The organism is Gluconacetobacter dulcium (assembly GCF_014174165.1).
Classification (GTDB): domain Bacteria; phylum Pseudomonadota; class Alphaproteobacteria; order Acetobacterales; family Acetobacteraceae; genus Gluconacetobacter; species Gluconacetobacter dulcium.
Map to the genome: position 1 here is coordinate 213,355 of NZ_JABEQN010000002.1, position 16,768 is coordinate 230,122.

The window sequence follows — 16,768 nt, forward strand, 5'->3', positions numbered from 1 at the left end:
GGCCCATAGGGTCCGGCACAAACCATCGCTTCATGACCCGTTTCGATGCATTTTTCCAGACCGCGCTGGAAGGACTGTCCCGCACGCATCTGCGGCGCGATCTGCGGCCGGTGGAGCGCGACGGCCCCGTGCTGGTCCGGCGTGATGGCGCGACGCTGCTGAATTTCTCGTCCAACGATTATCTGGGCCTGTCCGTCCATCCGGCGCTGACGGCGCGTGCCATCGACTGGACGCAGCGGTTCGGTACCGGCAGCGGGGCGTCACGCCTGGTGACGGGAACGAGCGAACAGCATCGGCTGGTCGAGGACAAACTCGCGCGCTTCAAGGGGACCGAGGCCGCCTTGCTGCTGGCATCGGGGTGGCAGGCCAATGCCGCGATCCTGCCGGCCCTGTTCCGGCTGTCGGTGGAAGCGACCGGCGCGCCGGCCGTGGTGTTTACCGACCGGCTGAACCACGCCAGCCTGCATCATGGCTGTCAGGCAGCCGGTATCCGTCAGATCCGGTTTGCCCATAACGATCTCGGCCATCTGGAACAGATGCTGGAGCGGCATCGCGACCGGAAGGGCCTGCGCTTTATCATCACCGAAAGCGTGTTCAGCATGGATGGCGACCGGGCGGATGTCGCCGCCCTGAAGGCGCTGGCCGGTCGGTATGAGGCGTTCCTGTATCTGGACGAGGCGCATGCGACGGGCGTGCTGGGGCCGGAGGGAAGGGGCCTTTCCGCCGAGGCCGGCGGTGTGGATCTGGTGATGGGCACCTTCAGCAAGGCACTGGGCGGGTTCGGTGCCTATGTCGCGGGCTCGCGCGCGCTGTGCGACTGGCTGGTCAGTACGTGTTCGGGCTTTATCTATACCACCGCGCTGCCGCCCGCCCTGCTGGGCGCGATCGACGCCGCGCTGGATCTGGTGCCGACACTGGATGCGGAGCGCAGCCATCTGGCGTCTCTGGCGGCGCATTTGCGGACGGAACTGAGGGGGCGGGGCTGGTCCGCCGGCCTGTCCTCCACGCAGATCGTGCCGGTGATGGTGGGGGATGCCGGGCAGGCGCTTGCCTTGGCCCGCACGCTGGCCGCGCAAGGCATTCTAGGTGGCGCGATCCGGCCGCCGACCGTGCCGCCTGGGACGGCCCGTATCCGGCTGGCGTTGAGTGCGGCGCATGATGAGGGGATGCTCGACCGTCTGCTACGGGCGCTCGACGAAGGGGCGCGGGAGCATGGCATTGTCCGATGATGATGCGGCGCCGACGGCGCTGTTCCTTGTCCATGGCTGGGGGTTCACGCCGGATTTCTGGCAGCCTGTCCGGGCGCGGCTGGGCCGGGTCGAGACGACGATGCTGGATTTCGGCTTCTTCGGGCCTGAGAACATGACGGCGCGGCCGGCAGGACGGCATGTGGCGGTTGGCCATTCGCTGGGTGCGTTGTGGCTGCTGCTGAATCCGTCCCCCGATTGCGTCGGGATGCTGCTGATCAACGGTTTCGCCCGGTTCGGCGCCGCGTCCGATTATCCGCAGGGCATTCCGCGTCGTGTGATCGAGCGCATGATGCGCGGGTTGGAGCAGCATCCAGATGATGTGGTCGCGACCTTTCGCGGGCGCGCGGGAATCGCGACGCCAGCACCGGGTCCGGCGCGGGCGGCGCGGCTGGACTGGGCGCTGGAATTGCTGCGGGATGCCGACGCGCGCGGCGTACTGGACGGGGAGGCGGGTGCCGCTTTGCCGCCGATTCGCGTGCTGGCCGGCGGGGAAGACCCGATTGCCCCGCCCGCGATGGTCGAGGCTGGCTTCCGCGACCATATACCGGTCGAATGGATCGAGGGGGGCGGGCATCTGCTGCCGCTGACCCATCCCGACCGATGCGCCGCCGCGATCGCTGGCCTGATGGCGGAAGCGGGCCGGCCATGAGCGTGCGCAAGCAGCGGATCGCCGCCCGTTTCGGTGCGGCTGAGACATATGACGATGCGGCGCGGGTGCAGCGGCTGGTGGCCGCGCGGCTGGCCGAACGGATTGCCGCCGCCGGCGGCGCGCCTACGCGCATTCTGGAACTGGGATGCGGCACGGGGTTTCTGAGCCAGCATCTGCGCCGCCTGTTTCCCGATGCGGACCTGACGGTGAGCGATCTGGCACCGGAAATGCGCGACCGTGCCCTTCGCCGTCTTGAGGGCCAGCATGGGCAGGGCGACGTGCGCGCCCTGGTGCTGGATGCCGAGGCGCCGGAAGCGGCAGGCGAGGGGTATGACCTGATCTGTTCCAGCCTGTCGATGCAGTGGTTTACGGACCGCGCCGCGACTCTGGCGCGACTGGCCGCCATGCTGGCGCCCGGCGGCATGATGGCGTTCTCCACCCTCTGCGCCGGCAGCTTCGACGAGTGGCGGCGTGTCCATGCGGCGGCGGGCCAGGAGTGCGCGATTCCGGCCTATCCGGCCCCCGAGCGGCTGGCGGAGGATTGGCCGCGCGGGGGGCAGGGTTTTTGGGAAGTCGAGACGATTCTCGATCGTCCGGAAACGGCGCTGGCCTTCGTGCGCGAACTGCGCCAGATCGGCGCCTCGCTGCCGCGTGAGGGGGTGCGGCCGGTCGCGCCGGGTATGATGCGCCGCCTGCTGCGCGATCTGGAGACGCCGTCGGGCGTGACGGTGACGTACGGGGTCGGCTACGGCCTGTTTCGGACGCCTGCACGCAAGGGAGTCTTCGTGACGGGCACGGATACCGGTGTCGGCAAGACGCTGGTATCCGCCTGTCTGGTTCGTGCCTGGGCGGCTGAGTATTGGAAGCCGTTCCAGACCGGAATTGCCGAGGACATCGCGGACAGCGTGACGGTGGCGGCGCTGGCCGGGTTGGAGCCGGCGCGCCTTCATCCACCCGCCGCGGTGCTGGCCGCGCCGCTTTCGCCTTTCGACGCCGCCGAGCGGGAAAATATCGTGCTCGATACGGCCGCGTTGCGCCTGCCCGCCGCGCGGGGCGAGCGGACGCTGGTCGTGGAAGGGGCGGGGGGCGTGATGGTGCCCGTTGCGCCGGCGTGCATGATGATCGACCTGATCGCCCGCTTCGCGCTGCCGGTTGTACTGGTCGCGCGCAGCCAGCTTGGGACGATCAACCATACGCTGCTGACCTTGCAGGCCCTGCGTCGGCGGGGAATTGCCATTGCCGGGGTGGTGTTGAACGGGCCGCCGTCCCCCGAGGCGCGACGCGCCATTACCCTGTTCGGCGGCGCGCGGGTGCTGGCGGAATTTCCCCATCTGGACCGGATCGGCCCGGCGCAGGTCGATGAACTGGCCAGGCTGCTGCCGTCGTTCGCGGCGCTCTGATATCGGGAAGCCGATCGGCTGGGCGATCCCGGCCGCGTGCCGGGCGTGTGGGCGGACGTGACGGTCGGGGTGGCTGTGCCACGCTTTTTTCCAGACATCTTGTAACGCGGGATGCGGGATTGCGTCTGGATTTCGCCACAAGTCGGCAACATGATCCGTGCCAGTAAAAGGAGAATCCGGTGAAAGCAAAATTGGTGACCGGCCTGGTTCTGGGCTGTCTGATTGTGGGCGCGTCGGTTACTGCTGACGCGCAGCGTGCTCCGGATGGTCCCGGCGGTCCTGGTGGCAGGCCGGGCGTATATGACGGGCGTGGCGGGCCGGGCGGCCAGGGTGATAATCGCGGTCGTGGCGGTCCCGGTGGTGGGCCCGGCGCGTATGACGGGCGTGGCGGACCGGGCGATCGGGGTGACAATCGCGGTCGTGGTGGCCCCGGTGGTGGGCCTGGCGCATATGACGGGCGCGGCGGGCCGGGCGATCGGGGTGACAATCGCGGTCGTGGTGGGCCTGGTGCGTATGATGGACGTGGCGGGCCGGGCAGGGGGCCTGGCTATGACCGTCGCGGTCCGCAATATGGCGGCGGTCGGATGTGGAGACGTGGGGACCGCTATGACGGCCCGCGTTCGGGCATGTGGCAGGTGCAGGATTGGCGGCGTTATCGCGGCCTTTATGCGCCGCCGCCCGGATATTACTGGGTCCAGTATGGAAACCAGTTTCTGCTGACGGCCCTGGCGACGGGCATTATTTCCAACGTGATCGCGAACGCCTATGGAGCGGGACCTATGGGACCGGCTCCTTACTGACCACACTGACGACCTGCCGCTTCGCGCGGCAGGTCTGTGGTGTTTTCTTTGGTCTTTGTTTGATGGTTCGGGAAGCCTGACAATTTGCCAGAGCCGGCAGGCCCGAGGCTCTGCCGCCGATATTTCAAAGGCTGCTTAACACCGTCATCAATAACGGCGCAGCAAACCCACCAATGACCCCTGGATGCGCACCCGGTCGGACGGCACGATGCGTGATTCGTAACGGGCGTTGGCGGGTTCCAGGGCGATTGTGCTGCCACGTCGACGCAGCCGTTTCAGCGTGACTTCCTGATCGTCGATCAGTGCGACCACGATCTGTCCGTTATCGGCGGTGTCGCCCCGGCGGATGATGACGGTGTCGCCGTCGAGAATCCCGGCTTCGACCATCGAATCGCCGGCGACTTCCAGCGTGTAGTGATCGCCACGGCCCAGCAGGTTGATCGGTACCGAGACCTGAGCCCCGGTCTCGCGCAATGCCTCGATCGGCTGACCGGCGGCGATACGGCCGTAGAACGGCAGGCCGACCGCCTCGGCATCGGTCGCGATGGGGGCGCCCGCCAGCCGGCCGGCGAAATCGCCTTTGATGACATTGGGCACGAAAGAATGATCGACCGCCTCTGGCGCCGGGCTGGTCGCGATGGGGGCGCCGACAGGCTCCCGTGGCGTGGCGGGCGAGGCCATTTCCGGCAGGCGCAGGACTTCCAGCGCCCGGGCGCGGTGATGGCGACGTTGCAGGAAACCCCGCTCCTCCAGCGCCGAGATCAGCCGGTGGATGCCGGATTTCGATCGCAGGTTCAGCGCATCCTTCATTTCATCGAAGGAGGGGGAGAACCCCGTCTGTTTCAGGTGCCGGTCGATGAACAGCAGCAGTTCATGTTGCTTGCGCGTCAGCATTGGCACCCCGTGACCCAGTCGTTCCGTCAGTCGGCCAATCCGTTGTCAACAGAAGGGAACAAACAGGAAACCGCCTTGTTGTGTTCTATATTGGTTCCCGCCCGTCCGTCAATATCATTGCCGTATCATTGCCGTTATGGAAATGGGTGGTCAGATCGAGAGTGTGTCCAGCCTGATGATCCGGCAGGGCGTGCCCGCGCGTGCGGAGGGGGCGTGAGGGGGACGCATGATCAGGGCGTCGCTGCTGGCCAGTGTGTGCAGCATGGCCGAATCCTGGCGGCTGAAGGCCGTCGCGATCAGGCCGCCATCCGGCGCGCGGGAGAGGGTGGCGCGCAGATAATCGGCCCGCCGGTCGTTCTCCGGCAGGTCGCCGCCCAGGATCGCCATATCCTCGGGCAGGTGCGGGGCCGTGTGCCCGGCCAGCGTGCGAATCGCCGGCAGGGCGAAGACCAGGCCGCAGACCAGGGCGGCCACCGGATTGCCCGGCAGCCCCAGGACCGGCACCCGGCCGATCCGGCCATGCATCAGCGGCTTGCCGGGACGCATGGCGATCTTCCAGAAATCGACCGAGAGCCCGATCTGCTCCAGCCCCTGCTGCACCAGGTCGTAACGGCCGACGCTGGCGCCCCCTGCCGTCAGCAGCAGGTCGGCGGTTTCGATTCCCTGGGCCAGACGGGCGATATCCGATGCGGTATCCCGTGCGGACGGGAGCATGACCGGAACGCCGCCGCAGGCGCGCACCAGGGCGGCGAGCATCGGGGTGTTGGAATTGGCGATGCCGCCCGGCGCGATCGGCTCGCCGGGCAGCGCGATTTCGTCGCCTGTGGACAGGATGACCACGACCGGGCGTCGGCGCACGGGAACCCAGGCATGGTTCGCCGCCGCCGCCAGCCCGATATCCCGCGCCGTCAGTGCCCGTCCGGCCGGGACGACGACCTTCCCCTGGGCGAAATCCTGCCCCCGGCGGCGGATATACTGCCCGGAACCCGGTGGAACGGTGACCGTGACCGCGCCTTTATCCTCCTGGGCGTTTTCCTGGATCAGGATCGCGTCGGCGCCATCGGGCACCAGGCTGCCGGTATAGATCCGCACGGTTTCACCGGGGCCGACCTGACCGGCGAAGGGATGGCCCGCCGGGCTCTCGCCCACCAGCGACAGGACGCCGCCCGGCGCGCAATCGGCTGCCCGCACCGCATAGCCATCCATGGACGAGACATCGGCCGGCGGGTTGTCCAGCCGGGCCACGATGTCGGCAGCGACGATTCGCCCCCAGGAATCAGCCAGGGGTACCAGTTCAGGCCCCGTGGGTACGAGGTCTGCCAGGATACGTGCCTGGGCTTCGGCGACACTCAGCATCGGTCCCAATTCTCCCTTATTCGACGGGCCTGCACACATATCTGCTCGATTCGTGCGACTAACGCTTGACCTGGGGGCTCTGTATGCGCATTTTCCGCCGACTTGAACCACTGCTGCACCTGATTGTTCCAGCAGCGGCGGAGCAGTGCTGAGGATTCCATGGCCAAGACCAACACCATTCAGATCAAGCTCGTCTCGTCGGCGGACACCGGGTATTTCTACGTCACGAAGAAGAATGCCCGTGCTCAGACCGGCAAGCTCGAGATGCGGAAATACGACCCCGTTGCGCGCAAGCACGTGGCCTTCCGCGAAGCGAAGATCAAATAATCCGCTCTATTCCGCGCGTTTCGCGTGGGATAGGTCGAAAAAAGGCCGGGCACCCTGCGGGGTGGCCGGCCTTTTTTGTTTCAGGGCCTGTGTTCGCGCATGCGCTTGGTTGCGGCTGTTCGACCAGCCGGCCCGCCGAGCGAGAATGCTGCGAAGCGCGGAAAATTCACCCCAGGATCGTCGGCGGGATGACGTTGCAGACAGCCGGCTAGAACAGCCGGTCGTGCGGGCCGTAGGGGATGACGAGTTCGTCGGGGCGCGCCAAGTTGAGCATTGCGCGTGACCGTTCGTCCAGCGTGTCGCGGTCCAGCGCCTTTTCCTTCAACCCGCTGACCCGGCGGGTCCAGGCATTCTGTTCCGAGACCGCGTCCATCTGTGCGGCGCGGGCCTCGTCCAGCAGGTGCAACTGTGCCTGATAGCTGTGAATGCCATGGTCGCCCTGCATGGCGTTGACGCCGAAATAGGCGGTCAGGCCGATGAACAGGGAAGGGGGGACGACCATACGGAGGGTCCGCCGCACAATCCGGCCGATCTGCATGGTCAGTCGTTCTCCCATCTCAGCAGGCTACCAGTCAGTATTGTACTATTCCCGATTCGGCGGCGGCGGGAAACTGTTTTCCGCGCCATGCCGCCGAATCGGGCCGAAGTCTTCAGGCGGTCTTCAGGATCGTGCGGCCGGCATAGCGGGCGGCGGTCGCCAGTTCGTTCTCGATCCGGATCAGCTGGTTGTATTTCGCGGTCCGGTCGGAGCGCGACAGCGAGCCGGTCTTGATCTGCCCGCAATTGGTCGCCACCGCCAGGTCGGCGATGGTCGAATCCTCGGTCTCGCCCGAACGGTGGCTCATCACCGCCGTGTAGCCCGCGCGATGCGCCATCTCGACCGCTTCCAGAGTCTCGCTCAGCGTGCCGATCTGGTTGACCTTGACCAGCAGCGAATTGGCGACGCCGGCCTTGATGCCGCGACGCAGGCGCTCCGGATTGGTCACGAACAGGTCGTCACCGACCAGTTGGACCGTCTTGCCCAGGGTGGCGGTCAGGGCGGCCCAGCCTTCCCAATCGTCTTCGGCCAGACCGTCTTCGATCGACACGATGGGGTAGCGGGCGACGAGGTCGGCCAGATAGCCGATCATGCCGGCCGAATCCAGGCTCTTGCCTTCGCCTTCCATGACGTAGCGGCCGTCGCGGTAGAATTCGGTCGAGGCGCAATCCAGCGCGAAGGTGACATCCTCGCCCGGACGGTAGCCGGCGGCTTCCACGGCCTTGGTGATGAAGCCCAGGGCCTCGTCGGCCGATTTCAGGCCGGGGGCGAAGCCGCCTTCGTCGCCGACATTGGTGTTGTGGCCGGCCGCCGACAGGTTCTTCTTGAGCTGGGCGAAGATTTCGGACCCCACGCGCACCGCGTCGGCCAGCGTGGGCGCGCCCACCGGCTGGATCATGAATTCCTGGATGTCGATCGGGTTGTCGGCATGCTGGCCGCCATTGACGATGTTCATCATCGGCACCGGCAGGGTGCGGGCGTACACGCCGCCGACATAGCGATAGAGCGGAACCTGCAATTCCTCGGCCGACGCCTTGGCGACCGCCAGCGAGACGGCCAGGATCGCGTTCGCACCCAGCCGGGCCTTGTTGGGGGTGCCGTCGAGATCGATCATCGCTTCGTCGATCGCGACCTGATCGGCCGATTCGGCGCCTTGCAGGGCTTCGAGGATTTCGCCCTCGATATTCTCCAGCGCCTTCAGCACGCCCTTGCCGCCGTAACGGGACTTGTCGCCGTCACGCAGTTCGACCGCCTCGTGCGCGCCAGTCGATGCCCCCGACGGGACGGCGGCCCGGCCCTTCGCGCCGGACGCCAGTTCGACATCGACCTCCACGGTCGGGTTGCCGCGACTGTCCAGGATTTCGCGCGCGACGATATCGACGATAGCACTCATGGGTCTGCTTCCTCGGTTTATGACTATTGGGCCCGTTGCAGATCGGCCGCGACGTGCAACGGTGATCGGGATGTCCTCGCGGCTATCCCGACATGCCAGGCAAAATTCTCCTGCCGCCTGTGATCGGTATCATGGGCAGGCGGCGAGCCAAGCGATAATAGCAGGGCAGGAGGAAGATGAACATGAAACGCCTGCCGCTTCCAACGGTTCTGATGGGAATTGTCAGCCCGATTCCAGCCATCGTCTTCGCGGTCGGAGGATTGTTTTCCTCCGACGCGGTGCCGGGCATGACCATGGGGCTGGTGGAATATGCAGCCCTGGTGCTGGCCTTCAGCGGCGCCGTGCATTGGGGGCTGGCGCTGGACCGACCCATGGTGATCATGGGGACGCGTCTGGACGCGGGGCCTGACAATCGGCGGCTGCTGATGGGGGCTTTGCCCTTGCCGGTCGGCTGGCTGGCCTGCCATGCAACTTTTCTGGGCCATGTCCCGTTCGGGCTGGCTGTGCTGCTGGCGGGATTTTTCGGGCTGTTTCTGGCAGAGCGGGCGGCGTGGCGCCGGGGAGAACTGCCTTCGGGCTATCTGGCCCTGCGGCTGTGGCTTACCGCCGTCTTCATGGCCTGCCTGGGGCTGGCGATGCTGGTCAGTCTGTCCTGACAGTCTTTCGGCACTGCACGCGGGCGGACTCGCCGCCCGCGCCCAGTGTCGGCCGGATTGCTCAGAAAGTCTTGGTCAGGCGGTCGTAGCCGGCCAGGCGCTCGATCAGGGGCTTCATCTCGCTGATCGGGATCATGTTCGGGCCGTCGCTGGGGGCGTGGTCCGGGTCCTGATGGGTCTCGATGAAGACGGCTGCCACCCCGATCGCCAGTGCCGCGCGGGCCAGGATGGGAGCGTATTCACGCTGGCCGCCCGATGACCCGCCGAGGCCGCCGGGCTGCTGGACCGAGTGGGTGGCGTCATACACCACGGGGTAGCCGGTCTCGGCCATGATCGGCAGGCCGCGCATGTCGTTGACCAGCGTGTTGTAGCCGAAGCTGGTGCCGCGCTCGCACAGCATAATCCGCTCGTTGCCGGTCGAGGCGATCTTGGCCGCGACATTCTTCATGTCCCACGGCGCCAGGAACTGCCCCTTCTTGACGTTGATCGCGGCCCCGGTCTCGCCCGCCGCCAGCAGGAGGTCCGTCTGGCGGCAGAGAAAGGCCGGGATCTGGAGCACGTCGACGGCTTCGGCCACGGCTGCGCATTGCTCCGCCGCGTGAACGTCGGTCAGGACCGGTATGCCGAATCGCTCGCGCACACGGGCCAGGATCTCCAGCCCCCTGGCCATGCCGACGCCGCGCGCCGCACCGATGCTGGTGCGGTTCGCCTTGTCGAACGAGCTTTTATAGATCAGTCCGACCCCGGTCTCGCGCGCGATCGCGCACAGGGCCTCGGCCATTTCCATGGTGTGGGCTTCGGATTCGATCTGGCACGGGCCGGCGATCAGGACGAACGGCAGGTGATTGCCGACCGGCAGATCGCCGATCGCGAGCGAGCGGGGGGCTGTCATACCAGGCGCATCTTCTTGACCGCCGCTCCGACGAAGCCGGAGAACAGCGGATGCGGATCGAACGGCTTGGAGAGCAGTTCGGGGTGATACTGCACGCCGACGAACCACGGGTGATCGGGGTATTCGACCACTTCGGGCAGGATGTCGTCGGGCGACATGCCTGAGAATCGCATGCCGGTCTGTTCCAGCTTCTCGCGGTAATGGACATTGACCTCGTAGCGATGGCGATGACGCTCGCGGATGTCGGTCCGGCCGTAGATTTCCGCGACGCGCGACCCTTCGGCCAGTTTGGCGGGGTAGGCGCCCAGGCGCATCGTCCCGCCCAACTCGCCGCCTTCGCGCCGGCGCAGCAATTCGTTGCCGCGGGCCCATTCGGTCATGAGGCCGACCAGCGGCTCGTCGGTCGGGCCGAACTCGGTGGAGGAGGCATCGGGGAGGCCCGCGAGATTGCGGGCGCATTCGATGACCGCCATCTGCATGCCGAAGCAGATGCCCAGGAACGGAATGTTATGCTCACGGGCGAAGCGCACGGCCTGGATCTTGCCTTCCGCGCCGCGTTCGCCGAATCCGCCGGGCACCAGAATAGCATGCACATCGTGCAGGGCTTCGAGCGCGTCTTCCGACTTTTCGAACGTCTCGGCCTCGACCCAGTCCAGCTTGACCCGCACCCGGTTGGCGATGCCGCCATGCAGCAGGGCTTCGATCAGGGATTTATAGGCATCGAGCAGGGCCGTGTATTTGCCGACGACCGCGATGCGGACTTCGCCCTCGGGGTGGCGAATCGCGTCCAGGGCCCGGTGCCAGCGTGACAGGTCGGGCTCCTGGTCGAAGGGCAGGCCGAAATGGCGCAGCACCTCGTTGTCCATGCCTTCGGCATGGTAGGAGATCGGGCAGGCATAGATCGTGTCGACATCCAGCGCCGCGATCACGGCTTCCGGGCGCACATTGCAGAAATTGGCGATCTTCCGGCGTTCGGTATCCGGGATAGGCCGGTCCGAGCGGCAGAGCAGCATCTGGGGCTGGATGCCGACATTCTGCAGTTCCTTCACGGAATGCTGGGTCGGCTTCGTCTTCAGTTCGCCGGCCGAGGGAATCCACGGCAGCAGGGTCAGGTGGACGAACATCGTCTGCCCGGCGCCCAGGTCATTGCGCAACTGGCGAATGGCCTCGAGGAAGGGCAGGCTTTCGATGTCGCCGACCGTGCCGCCGATTTCCACCAGCACGAAATCCAGGTCTTCCGTGCCCGCGACCACGGCTTCCTTGATGGCGTCCGTGATGTGGGGGATGACCTGCACCGTGGCACCCAGATAATCGCCGCGCCGTTCGCGCGCGATCACGTCCGAGTAGATCTGGCCGGTGGTGGCGTTGTCGGCCCGGGTGGCATGCACGCCTGTAAAGCGTTCATAGTGCCCGAGGTCGAGGTCGGTCTCTGCGCCGTCGTCGGTTACGAAGACTTCGCCGTGCTGATACGGGCTCATGGTGCCCGGATCGACGTTGAGATAGGGGTCGAGCTTGCGTAGCCGGACCCGGTAACCGCGTGCCTGCAGCAGCGCCGCGAGGGCTGCGGAGGCAATGCCTTTACCGAGAGAGGAGACCACGCCGCCAGTGATGAATACAAACCGCGTCATGGATGGCCTCCCTACACCGTTTCGACCTGCCGGGCAAAGCGAATAACCATCGCGTTTGCCGAGATAAAAAAAGGCTGCCTTCCGTGGGGAAGGCAGCCCATTCTTCAGTGCGTGGCCGCTGGCGCCGCCGGCAGGGCCGGGGGGGCGGCCGGAGCGGGCGTGGGGGCCGTCGGAGCGGGCGGCTGGGCCAGGATGTCATGGCCGCCACCGGTCGCCGCACCCCGGTTCATGACCGCCAGGGTCAGCGACAGCACCATGAAGATGCCGGCCAGGACCGAGGTGGTGCGCGTCAGCAGGTTGGCCGTCCCGCGCCCGGACATGAAGCTGCCCATGCCCTGGCTGCTGCCGATACCCAGGCCGCCGCCTTCGCTGCGCTGGATCAGGACGGTGCCGATCAGGGCCAGGGTGACGAACAGGTGCAGAAAAAGCAGGACGGTGATCATTCTCGACTTCCGATAGGGCGGCGCAGACCGACCGTTTACAGGTCAATGGCGGCGCGGACAATCGGCAGAAATGCGTCCGCCTTCAGGCTGGCGCCGCCCACCAGCGCGCCACCGACCTCGGCGATCGGCAGAATGGCGGGGGCCTCGCGCCCATTGACCGACCCGCCATAGAGAATCCGCATGGTCTTTCCGGCCTCGCCGAACTGGCGCATGAGCTCGGCGCGGATGAAGCCCATCATGTCCGCGATGTCCTGCGTCGACGCAGGCACGCCCGAGCCGATGGCCCAGATCGGCTCATAGGCCACGATGCCGTTGAAATTGTCGGGCAGCGAGCCCTTGATCTGCCAGCCGACGGCGTCCTGATACTCGCCGGCGGCGCGCTGGTCGGCGCTCTCGCCGATGCAGACGATCGGCGTCAGGCCGGCTTCCATCGCGGCCACGGCCTTCTCGCGCACCGTTTCGTCGAGCTCGCCATGGTCCCGCCGACGCTCGGAATGGCCGAGGATGACGTATTCCACGCCCAGTTCGGCCAGCATGGCGGCCGAGATATCGCCGGTATGCGCGCCCGACGGCGCGTGATGGCAGTTCTGGGCACCCAGCGCGATGCCGGTGCCCTTCAGTAGCGGGCCGGTGGCCGCCAGTTGGGTGAAGGGCGGGCAGACCACCACCGGCGGCGGGTTGGGAATGGCTTCCAGACCCTGTGCGATCGCGCTCACGAGGTCACGCGACGGGGCTGTGAGCCCGTTCATCTTCCAGTTGCCGACGATCATCTGCCTCATGTGGCTTGATCCCTTGTTTGTATTGTGGGGCCGTGTGCGCCGCCCGGTCGCCGTTACCGTACACCATGCGCGCCGCGTCAGCACAATGGCCACGCGCCAACGCGGCACCCGCGCACAGGGTTCTGGTCAATCGCGGGCCGTATCCTTATGGTGCCCGGCCGAATAAGGCGGCCATCCGGTCGCCATAGTCGCTTGTGCCGCCTTCGCCCGGATATTGCCGTTCATGATTTCCTTCCTGCGTCACGTCTTTGTCGATTCCTGGCTGGGGCGCGTTATCGCCGGCCTGTTATTCCTGGCCTTTGTCGGCTGGGGCGTGGGCGACGTTCTGTCGAATATCGGCAGCGAGCGCGCCGATGTCATCGTGCGGGTGGGCGGTCAGACCGTGACCACCGAGGATTTCCTCTCGGCCGTGCAGAACGAATTGCAGCAGGTCGCCCGCCAGTCAGGGATGACCGACCCGGCGCAATTGCCGGTCGCGACACGGCGACAGGCGGCGGAGCAGGTGTTGCAGCGGCTGATGATGCAGTCCGAGATCACGTTGTCGGCGGAGCGGCTGGGCGTGACCGTGCCGGATGACGCGCTGCGCACGGAAGTGTTCGGGCTGCCGGCCTTCAAGGGACCGGACGGCCGATTCGACCGCAAGCTGTTCGATTCGCGCCTTCAGCAGATCGGCATGACCGAAAAGCGCCTGCTCGATCTGATCCGCGCCGACCTTGCCGTGCGCGCGCTGGTCGAACCGCTCCAGAACGGTGCCCGCGCGCCGGAAACCATGGTCCGCCACGTGTTCGATTTCGATGCCCAGACCCGGACCATCGACATGGTGCGCTTTCCGCTGACCGCGCAGGCGGTTCCGACGCCCGACGCGGCGCAACTGCATCGCTTCTACGACAATCATTCCTGGCTGTTTCAGACGCCCGAATACCGCCATGCGCGCATCGTCGTGCTGTCGCCCGACAGCGTGGCGCAGTCGGTCGAGATCCCCGATGCCGAACTGAAGCGGCTGTATGAGGCCGAGGCCGCGAAATACAACGTTCCGGAAACCCGTACCGTGCAGATCGTGACCGCGCCCAGCCAGGCACGCGCGCAGGCCATCGCCGACCAGTGGAAAGCCGGCGCCGACTGGGACCGCATCCAGGCCGACGCCAAGGATTCCGCCACGGTGCAGATGGATGACGTCCGCCAGGTGGGCATTCCCTCGGTGGGGCTGGCCAAGCTGGTCTTCGCCGCTCCGCTCGCCAACCTTCAGGGGCCGGTGCAGGTCGATACCGGCTGGGTCGTCTTCAGGGTCACGCTGGTTACGCCGCCGCATGTGACCACGTTCGATGCCGCCCGGCAGGAACTGCGCGAGCAGATCGCCCATGGTCAGGCCGCGGAACTGGTCGGCCAGCGCGTGCAGAAGCTCCAGGACGCGATCGCCGGCGGCGGGCTGGACCATATTCCCGACAATCTCGGCGCGGCGGCCATCGCCGGCACGCTGAACGCGCAGGGCATGACCCAGGGGGGAGAGACCGCGCCGATCCCGGCATCGCCCGCCCTGCGCAAGGCGATCATCGAGAGGGTCTTCAGCCAGGCGAAGGGGGCGAACCCCACGCTGGTCCAGGGGCCGGAAAATGGCTGGTACGCGGTCGCGATCGACAGCATCATACCGGCGCAGGTCCAGCCCTTCGACGCGGCCGCCGCGCAGGTGCGCGCCGCCTGGGACGACGAGGCCCGCCGCCATGCGGCCAATGTCGCGGCCACCGCGCTGTATGTCGCGGCCAAGGACCATGGCGGTGTCGCGGCTGCGGCCGCTGCCGCCGGCCAGACGGTCGAGCATCCGGCGCCGCTGGCGCGTGGACAGGCGGTGGAGGGCGTGCCCGAAGAACTGGCGCAACTGGCTTTCCGCCTCGACAAGACGGGGCAGACGATGATGCTGGATGGGCCTGACGGTTTTTATGTCGCGACGCTGACCGCGATTACCCATCCCGCGCCGGACAAGGAGGCGATGCGCGTCGGGCGTATCCGCAGCGCCATGTCGCAGGCGCTGGCGGATGATATCGGGATGTCCTACGCCGCGGCCCTTCAGCAGGTGGTCAAGCCCAAGACCAATATGAGTGCCCTGAAATCGGCCCTGGCCTCGGTGAGCGGGACTGGCGGCGCCGGAGAGACCAGCCCGTGACGACCATCGTTCAGACCATTCCCGCCGCGCCGACCCTTGAGGAACGCGAGGCGGCGCTGTCCGCCCTGCGACGGGGAGAGGGCAGCGTGGTCTGGAGTGTGGAGGCCGCCGATCTGCTGACGCCGGTCTCGGCCTATATGCGCCTGTCCCGGCTGGCCGGCGCGACCGATGCCAGTCCGGCCCGCAACGCCTTTCTGCTGGAAAGCGTCGAGGGCGGGGTGGCGCGGGGCCGCTATTCGGTGATCGGCCTGCTGCCGGACCTGATCTGGCGCTGCCATGACGGGAAGGCGGCGGTCAATCGTGCGCCCGACCGTGATTCTGCCGGTTTCGTCCCGGTTGCGGAGGCGCCGCTGGATTCGCTGCGCGCGATCATCCGCGACAGCCGGATGGGGTTGCCGGCGGGGCTGCCGCCGATGACGGCCGGCCTGTTCGGCTATCTGGGATACGACATGGTGCGGCAGATGGAGCATCTGCCCGACAGCCCGCCCGACGATCTGGACCTGCCCGAGGGGGTGATGATCCGCCCCGGCCTGTTCGCCATCTTCGACACGGTGCGGGACGAACTGATCCTGACGGCGCCGGTGCGCCCGAGCCCGGACCGCGCGCCCGAACAGGTGTGGCAGGCGGCGGAAGACCTGATCGCGCTGGCGCGGCGGACGCTGTCGGAGCCGTTGGCGCTGCATGAGACCCGGCCGGATTATACCGGCCCGCTGGAGCCGCCGCGCTCGAACTTCACGCGCGAGGCGTTCTGCGCGATGGTTCGGCGCATCCAGGACTATATCGCGGCCGGCGATGCGTTTCAGGTCGTGCCCAGCCAGCGTTTCTCGACCCGGTTCACCCTGCCGCCGCTGGCGCTGTATCGGTCGCTGCGCCGCATCAACCCCGCGCCGTTCCTGTTCCACCTGGCCTTCGACGGGTTCACGCTCGTCGGGTCGTCGCCCGAGATCCTGGTGCGCCTGCGCGAGGGGCGGATGACGGTGCGGCCGCTGGCCGGCACCCGGCCTCGTGGCCGCACGGCGGAGGAGGATCTGGCGCTGGAGCGGGATCTGCTGGCCGACCCCAAGGAACTGGCCGAGCATCTGATGCTGATCGATCTGGGCCGCAACGATGTCGGGCGGGTCTGCGCGGTCGGCAGCGTGAAGGTGACGGAGAAATTCGTGATCGAGCGGTTCAGCCACGTCATGCATATCTCGTCGAATGTCGAAGGCGCGTTGCGGCCGGGGCTGGAGGCGCTGGATGCGCTGGTCGCGGGTTTTCCCGCCGGCACGCTGACCGGGGCGCCGAAGATCCGGGCGATGGAGATCATCGACGAGGTCGAGCCGACCCGCCGCGCCACCTATGCCGGCTGCATCGGCTATTTCGGTGCGAATGGCGAAATGGATACCTGCATCGGGTTGCGGATGGCCGTGGTCAAGGACGGGCAGATGCATGTGCAGGCCGGGTGCGGCGTGGTCGCCGACAGCGTGCCCGATGCGGAATACGAGGAAACCCAGCACAAGGCCCGCGCGTTGTTCCGCGCGGCCGAAGCGGCGGTGCGGTTCGCGCGCGGAGGCAATGCGGACTGACCGCACTGTCTATTTTGTTATAAAATTATACGTTCTCGCC

The 16,768-nt window shown here is 66.9% G+C and carries 16 protein-coding genes; 8 read left to right on the forward strand and 8 right to left on the reverse strand.

Features of this window, described 5'->3' with window-relative positions; genetic code table 11:
* Positions 1–32: 32 nt before the first annotated feature.
* The 4 genes from bioF to HLH25_RS20140 all read left to right on the forward strand — a co-directional run bounded on the left by bioF (position 33) and on the right by HLH25_RS20140 (position 4,099).
* The gene (gene bioF, locus HLH25_RS02630) at positions 33–1,229 is read left to right on the forward strand and encodes an 8-amino-7-oxononanoate synthase (RefSeq protein WP_182972584.1); all 1,197 of its coding nucleotides are present in this window, start codon (positions 33–35) and stop codon (positions 1,227–1,229) included.
* Positions 1,219–1,899 (forward strand): alpha/beta fold hydrolase, encoded by a 681-nt coding sequence (locus HLH25_RS02635; protein ID WP_246401029.1) that lies wholly within the window; start codon positions 1,219–1,221, stop codon positions 1,897–1,899. The genes bioF and HLH25_RS02635 overlap by 11 nt, the downstream gene beginning before the upstream one ends.
* Entirely contained in the window at positions 1,896–3,299 is a 1,404-nt protein-coding gene (gene bioD, locus HLH25_RS02640; protein WP_182972586.1) for a dethiobiotin synthase, read from the forward strand. Before HLH25_RS02635 ends, bioD begins: the two co-directional genes overlap by 4 nt.
* A gap of 179 nt (positions 3,300–3,478) precedes the next feature.
* Positions 3,479–4,099, forward strand: a complete 621-nt coding sequence (locus HLH25_RS20140) for an RcnB family protein (protein ID WP_310889039.1) — start codon at positions 3,479–3,481, stop codon at positions 4,097–4,099.
* Positions 4,100–4,246: 147 nt separating this feature from the next.
* Here the strand turns inward: HLH25_RS20140 and lexA are convergent, their stop codons facing one another.
* Both lexA and HLH25_RS02655 read right to left on the reverse strand, forming a co-directional pair.
* Positions 4,247–4,993 (reverse strand): transcriptional repressor LexA, encoded by a 747-nt coding sequence (gene lexA, locus HLH25_RS02650; protein ID WP_182972587.1) that lies wholly within the window; start codon positions 4,991–4,993, stop codon positions 4,247–4,249.
* A gap of 150 nt (positions 4,994–5,143) precedes the next feature.
* The gene (locus HLH25_RS02655) at positions 5,144–6,349 is read right to left on the reverse strand and encodes a molybdopterin molybdotransferase MoeA (protein ID WP_182972588.1); all 1,206 of its coding nucleotides are present in this window, start codon (positions 6,347–6,349) and stop codon (positions 5,144–5,146) included.
* A gap of 159 nt (positions 6,350–6,508) precedes the next feature.
* On the opposite strand from HLH25_RS02655, the gene rpmG reads away from it, so the two are divergent.
* Positions 6,509–6,676 carry a 50S ribosomal protein L33 gene (gene rpmG, locus HLH25_RS02660; protein ID WP_114728317.1) on the forward strand — a complete coding sequence of 56 codons (168 nt, stop codon included), beginning with the start codon at positions 6,509–6,511 and terminating at the stop codon, positions 6,674–6,676.
* 208 nt (positions 6,677–6,884) lie between these two features.
* On the opposite strand, the gene HLH25_RS02665 is transcribed toward rpmG, so the two are convergent.
* The gene (locus HLH25_RS02665; protein ID WP_182972664.1) at positions 6,885–7,214 is read right to left on the reverse strand and encodes an FtsB family cell division protein; all 330 of its coding nucleotides are present in this window, start codon (positions 7,212–7,214) and stop codon (positions 6,885–6,887) included.
* A 112-nt stretch (positions 7,215–7,326) separates the two neighbouring features.
* Positions 7,327–8,607 carry a phosphopyruvate hydratase gene (gene eno, locus HLH25_RS02670; protein ID WP_182972589.1) on the reverse strand — a complete coding sequence of 427 codons (1,281 nt, stop codon included), beginning with the start codon at positions 8,605–8,607 and terminating at the stop codon, positions 7,327–7,329.
* A 182-nt stretch (positions 8,608–8,789) separates the two neighbouring features.
* On the opposite strand from eno, the gene HLH25_RS02675 reads away from it, so the two are divergent.
* Positions 8,790–9,263: a DUF3429 domain-containing protein gene (locus tag HLH25_RS02675; RefSeq protein ID WP_182972665.1), complete on the forward strand. Its 474-nt coding sequence runs from the start codon at positions 8,790–8,792 to the stop codon at positions 9,261–9,263.
* A 61-nt stretch (positions 9,264–9,324) separates the two neighbouring features.
* On the opposite strand, the gene kdsA is transcribed toward HLH25_RS02675, so the two are convergent.
* The 4 genes from kdsA to tpiA all read right to left on the reverse strand — a co-directional run bounded on the left by kdsA (position 9,325) and on the right by tpiA (position 13,005).
* Entirely contained in the window at positions 9,325–10,155 is an 831-nt protein-coding gene (gene kdsA, locus HLH25_RS02680; RefSeq protein WP_182972590.1) for a 3-deoxy-8-phosphooctulonate synthase, read from the reverse strand.
* Positions 10,152–11,783 (reverse strand): CTP synthase, encoded by a 1,632-nt coding sequence (locus HLH25_RS02685; protein WP_182972591.1) that lies wholly within the window; start codon positions 11,781–11,783, stop codon positions 10,152–10,154. The genes kdsA and HLH25_RS02685 overlap by 4 nt, the downstream gene beginning before the upstream one ends.
* Positions 11,784–11,887: 104 nt before the next feature.
* Complete coding sequence (gene secG, locus HLH25_RS02690; protein ID WP_182972592.1) at positions 11,888–12,226, reverse strand: preprotein translocase subunit SecG; 339 nt, start codon at positions 12,224–12,226, stop codon at positions 11,888–11,890.
* A gap of 35 nt (positions 12,227–12,261) precedes the next feature.
* Entirely contained in the window at positions 12,262–13,005 is a 744-nt protein-coding gene (gene tpiA, locus HLH25_RS02695; protein WP_182972593.1) for a triose-phosphate isomerase, read from the reverse strand.
* A gap of 223 nt (positions 13,006–13,228) precedes the next feature.
* Between tpiA and HLH25_RS02700 the strand changes: the two genes are divergently transcribed.
* Both HLH25_RS02700 and trpE read left to right on the forward strand, forming a co-directional pair.
* Positions 13,229–15,163 carry a peptidylprolyl isomerase gene (locus HLH25_RS02700; protein ID WP_182972594.1) on the forward strand — a complete coding sequence of 645 codons (1,935 nt, stop codon included), beginning with the start codon at positions 13,229–13,231 and terminating at the stop codon, positions 15,161–15,163.
* Positions 15,160–16,728, forward strand: a complete 1,569-nt coding sequence (gene trpE, locus HLH25_RS02705) for an anthranilate synthase component I (RefSeq protein WP_375288947.1) — start codon at positions 15,160–15,162, stop codon at positions 16,726–16,728. The genes HLH25_RS02700 and trpE overlap by 4 nt, the downstream gene beginning before the upstream one ends.
* The last annotated feature ends 40 nt before the right edge of the window (positions 16,729–16,768 follow it).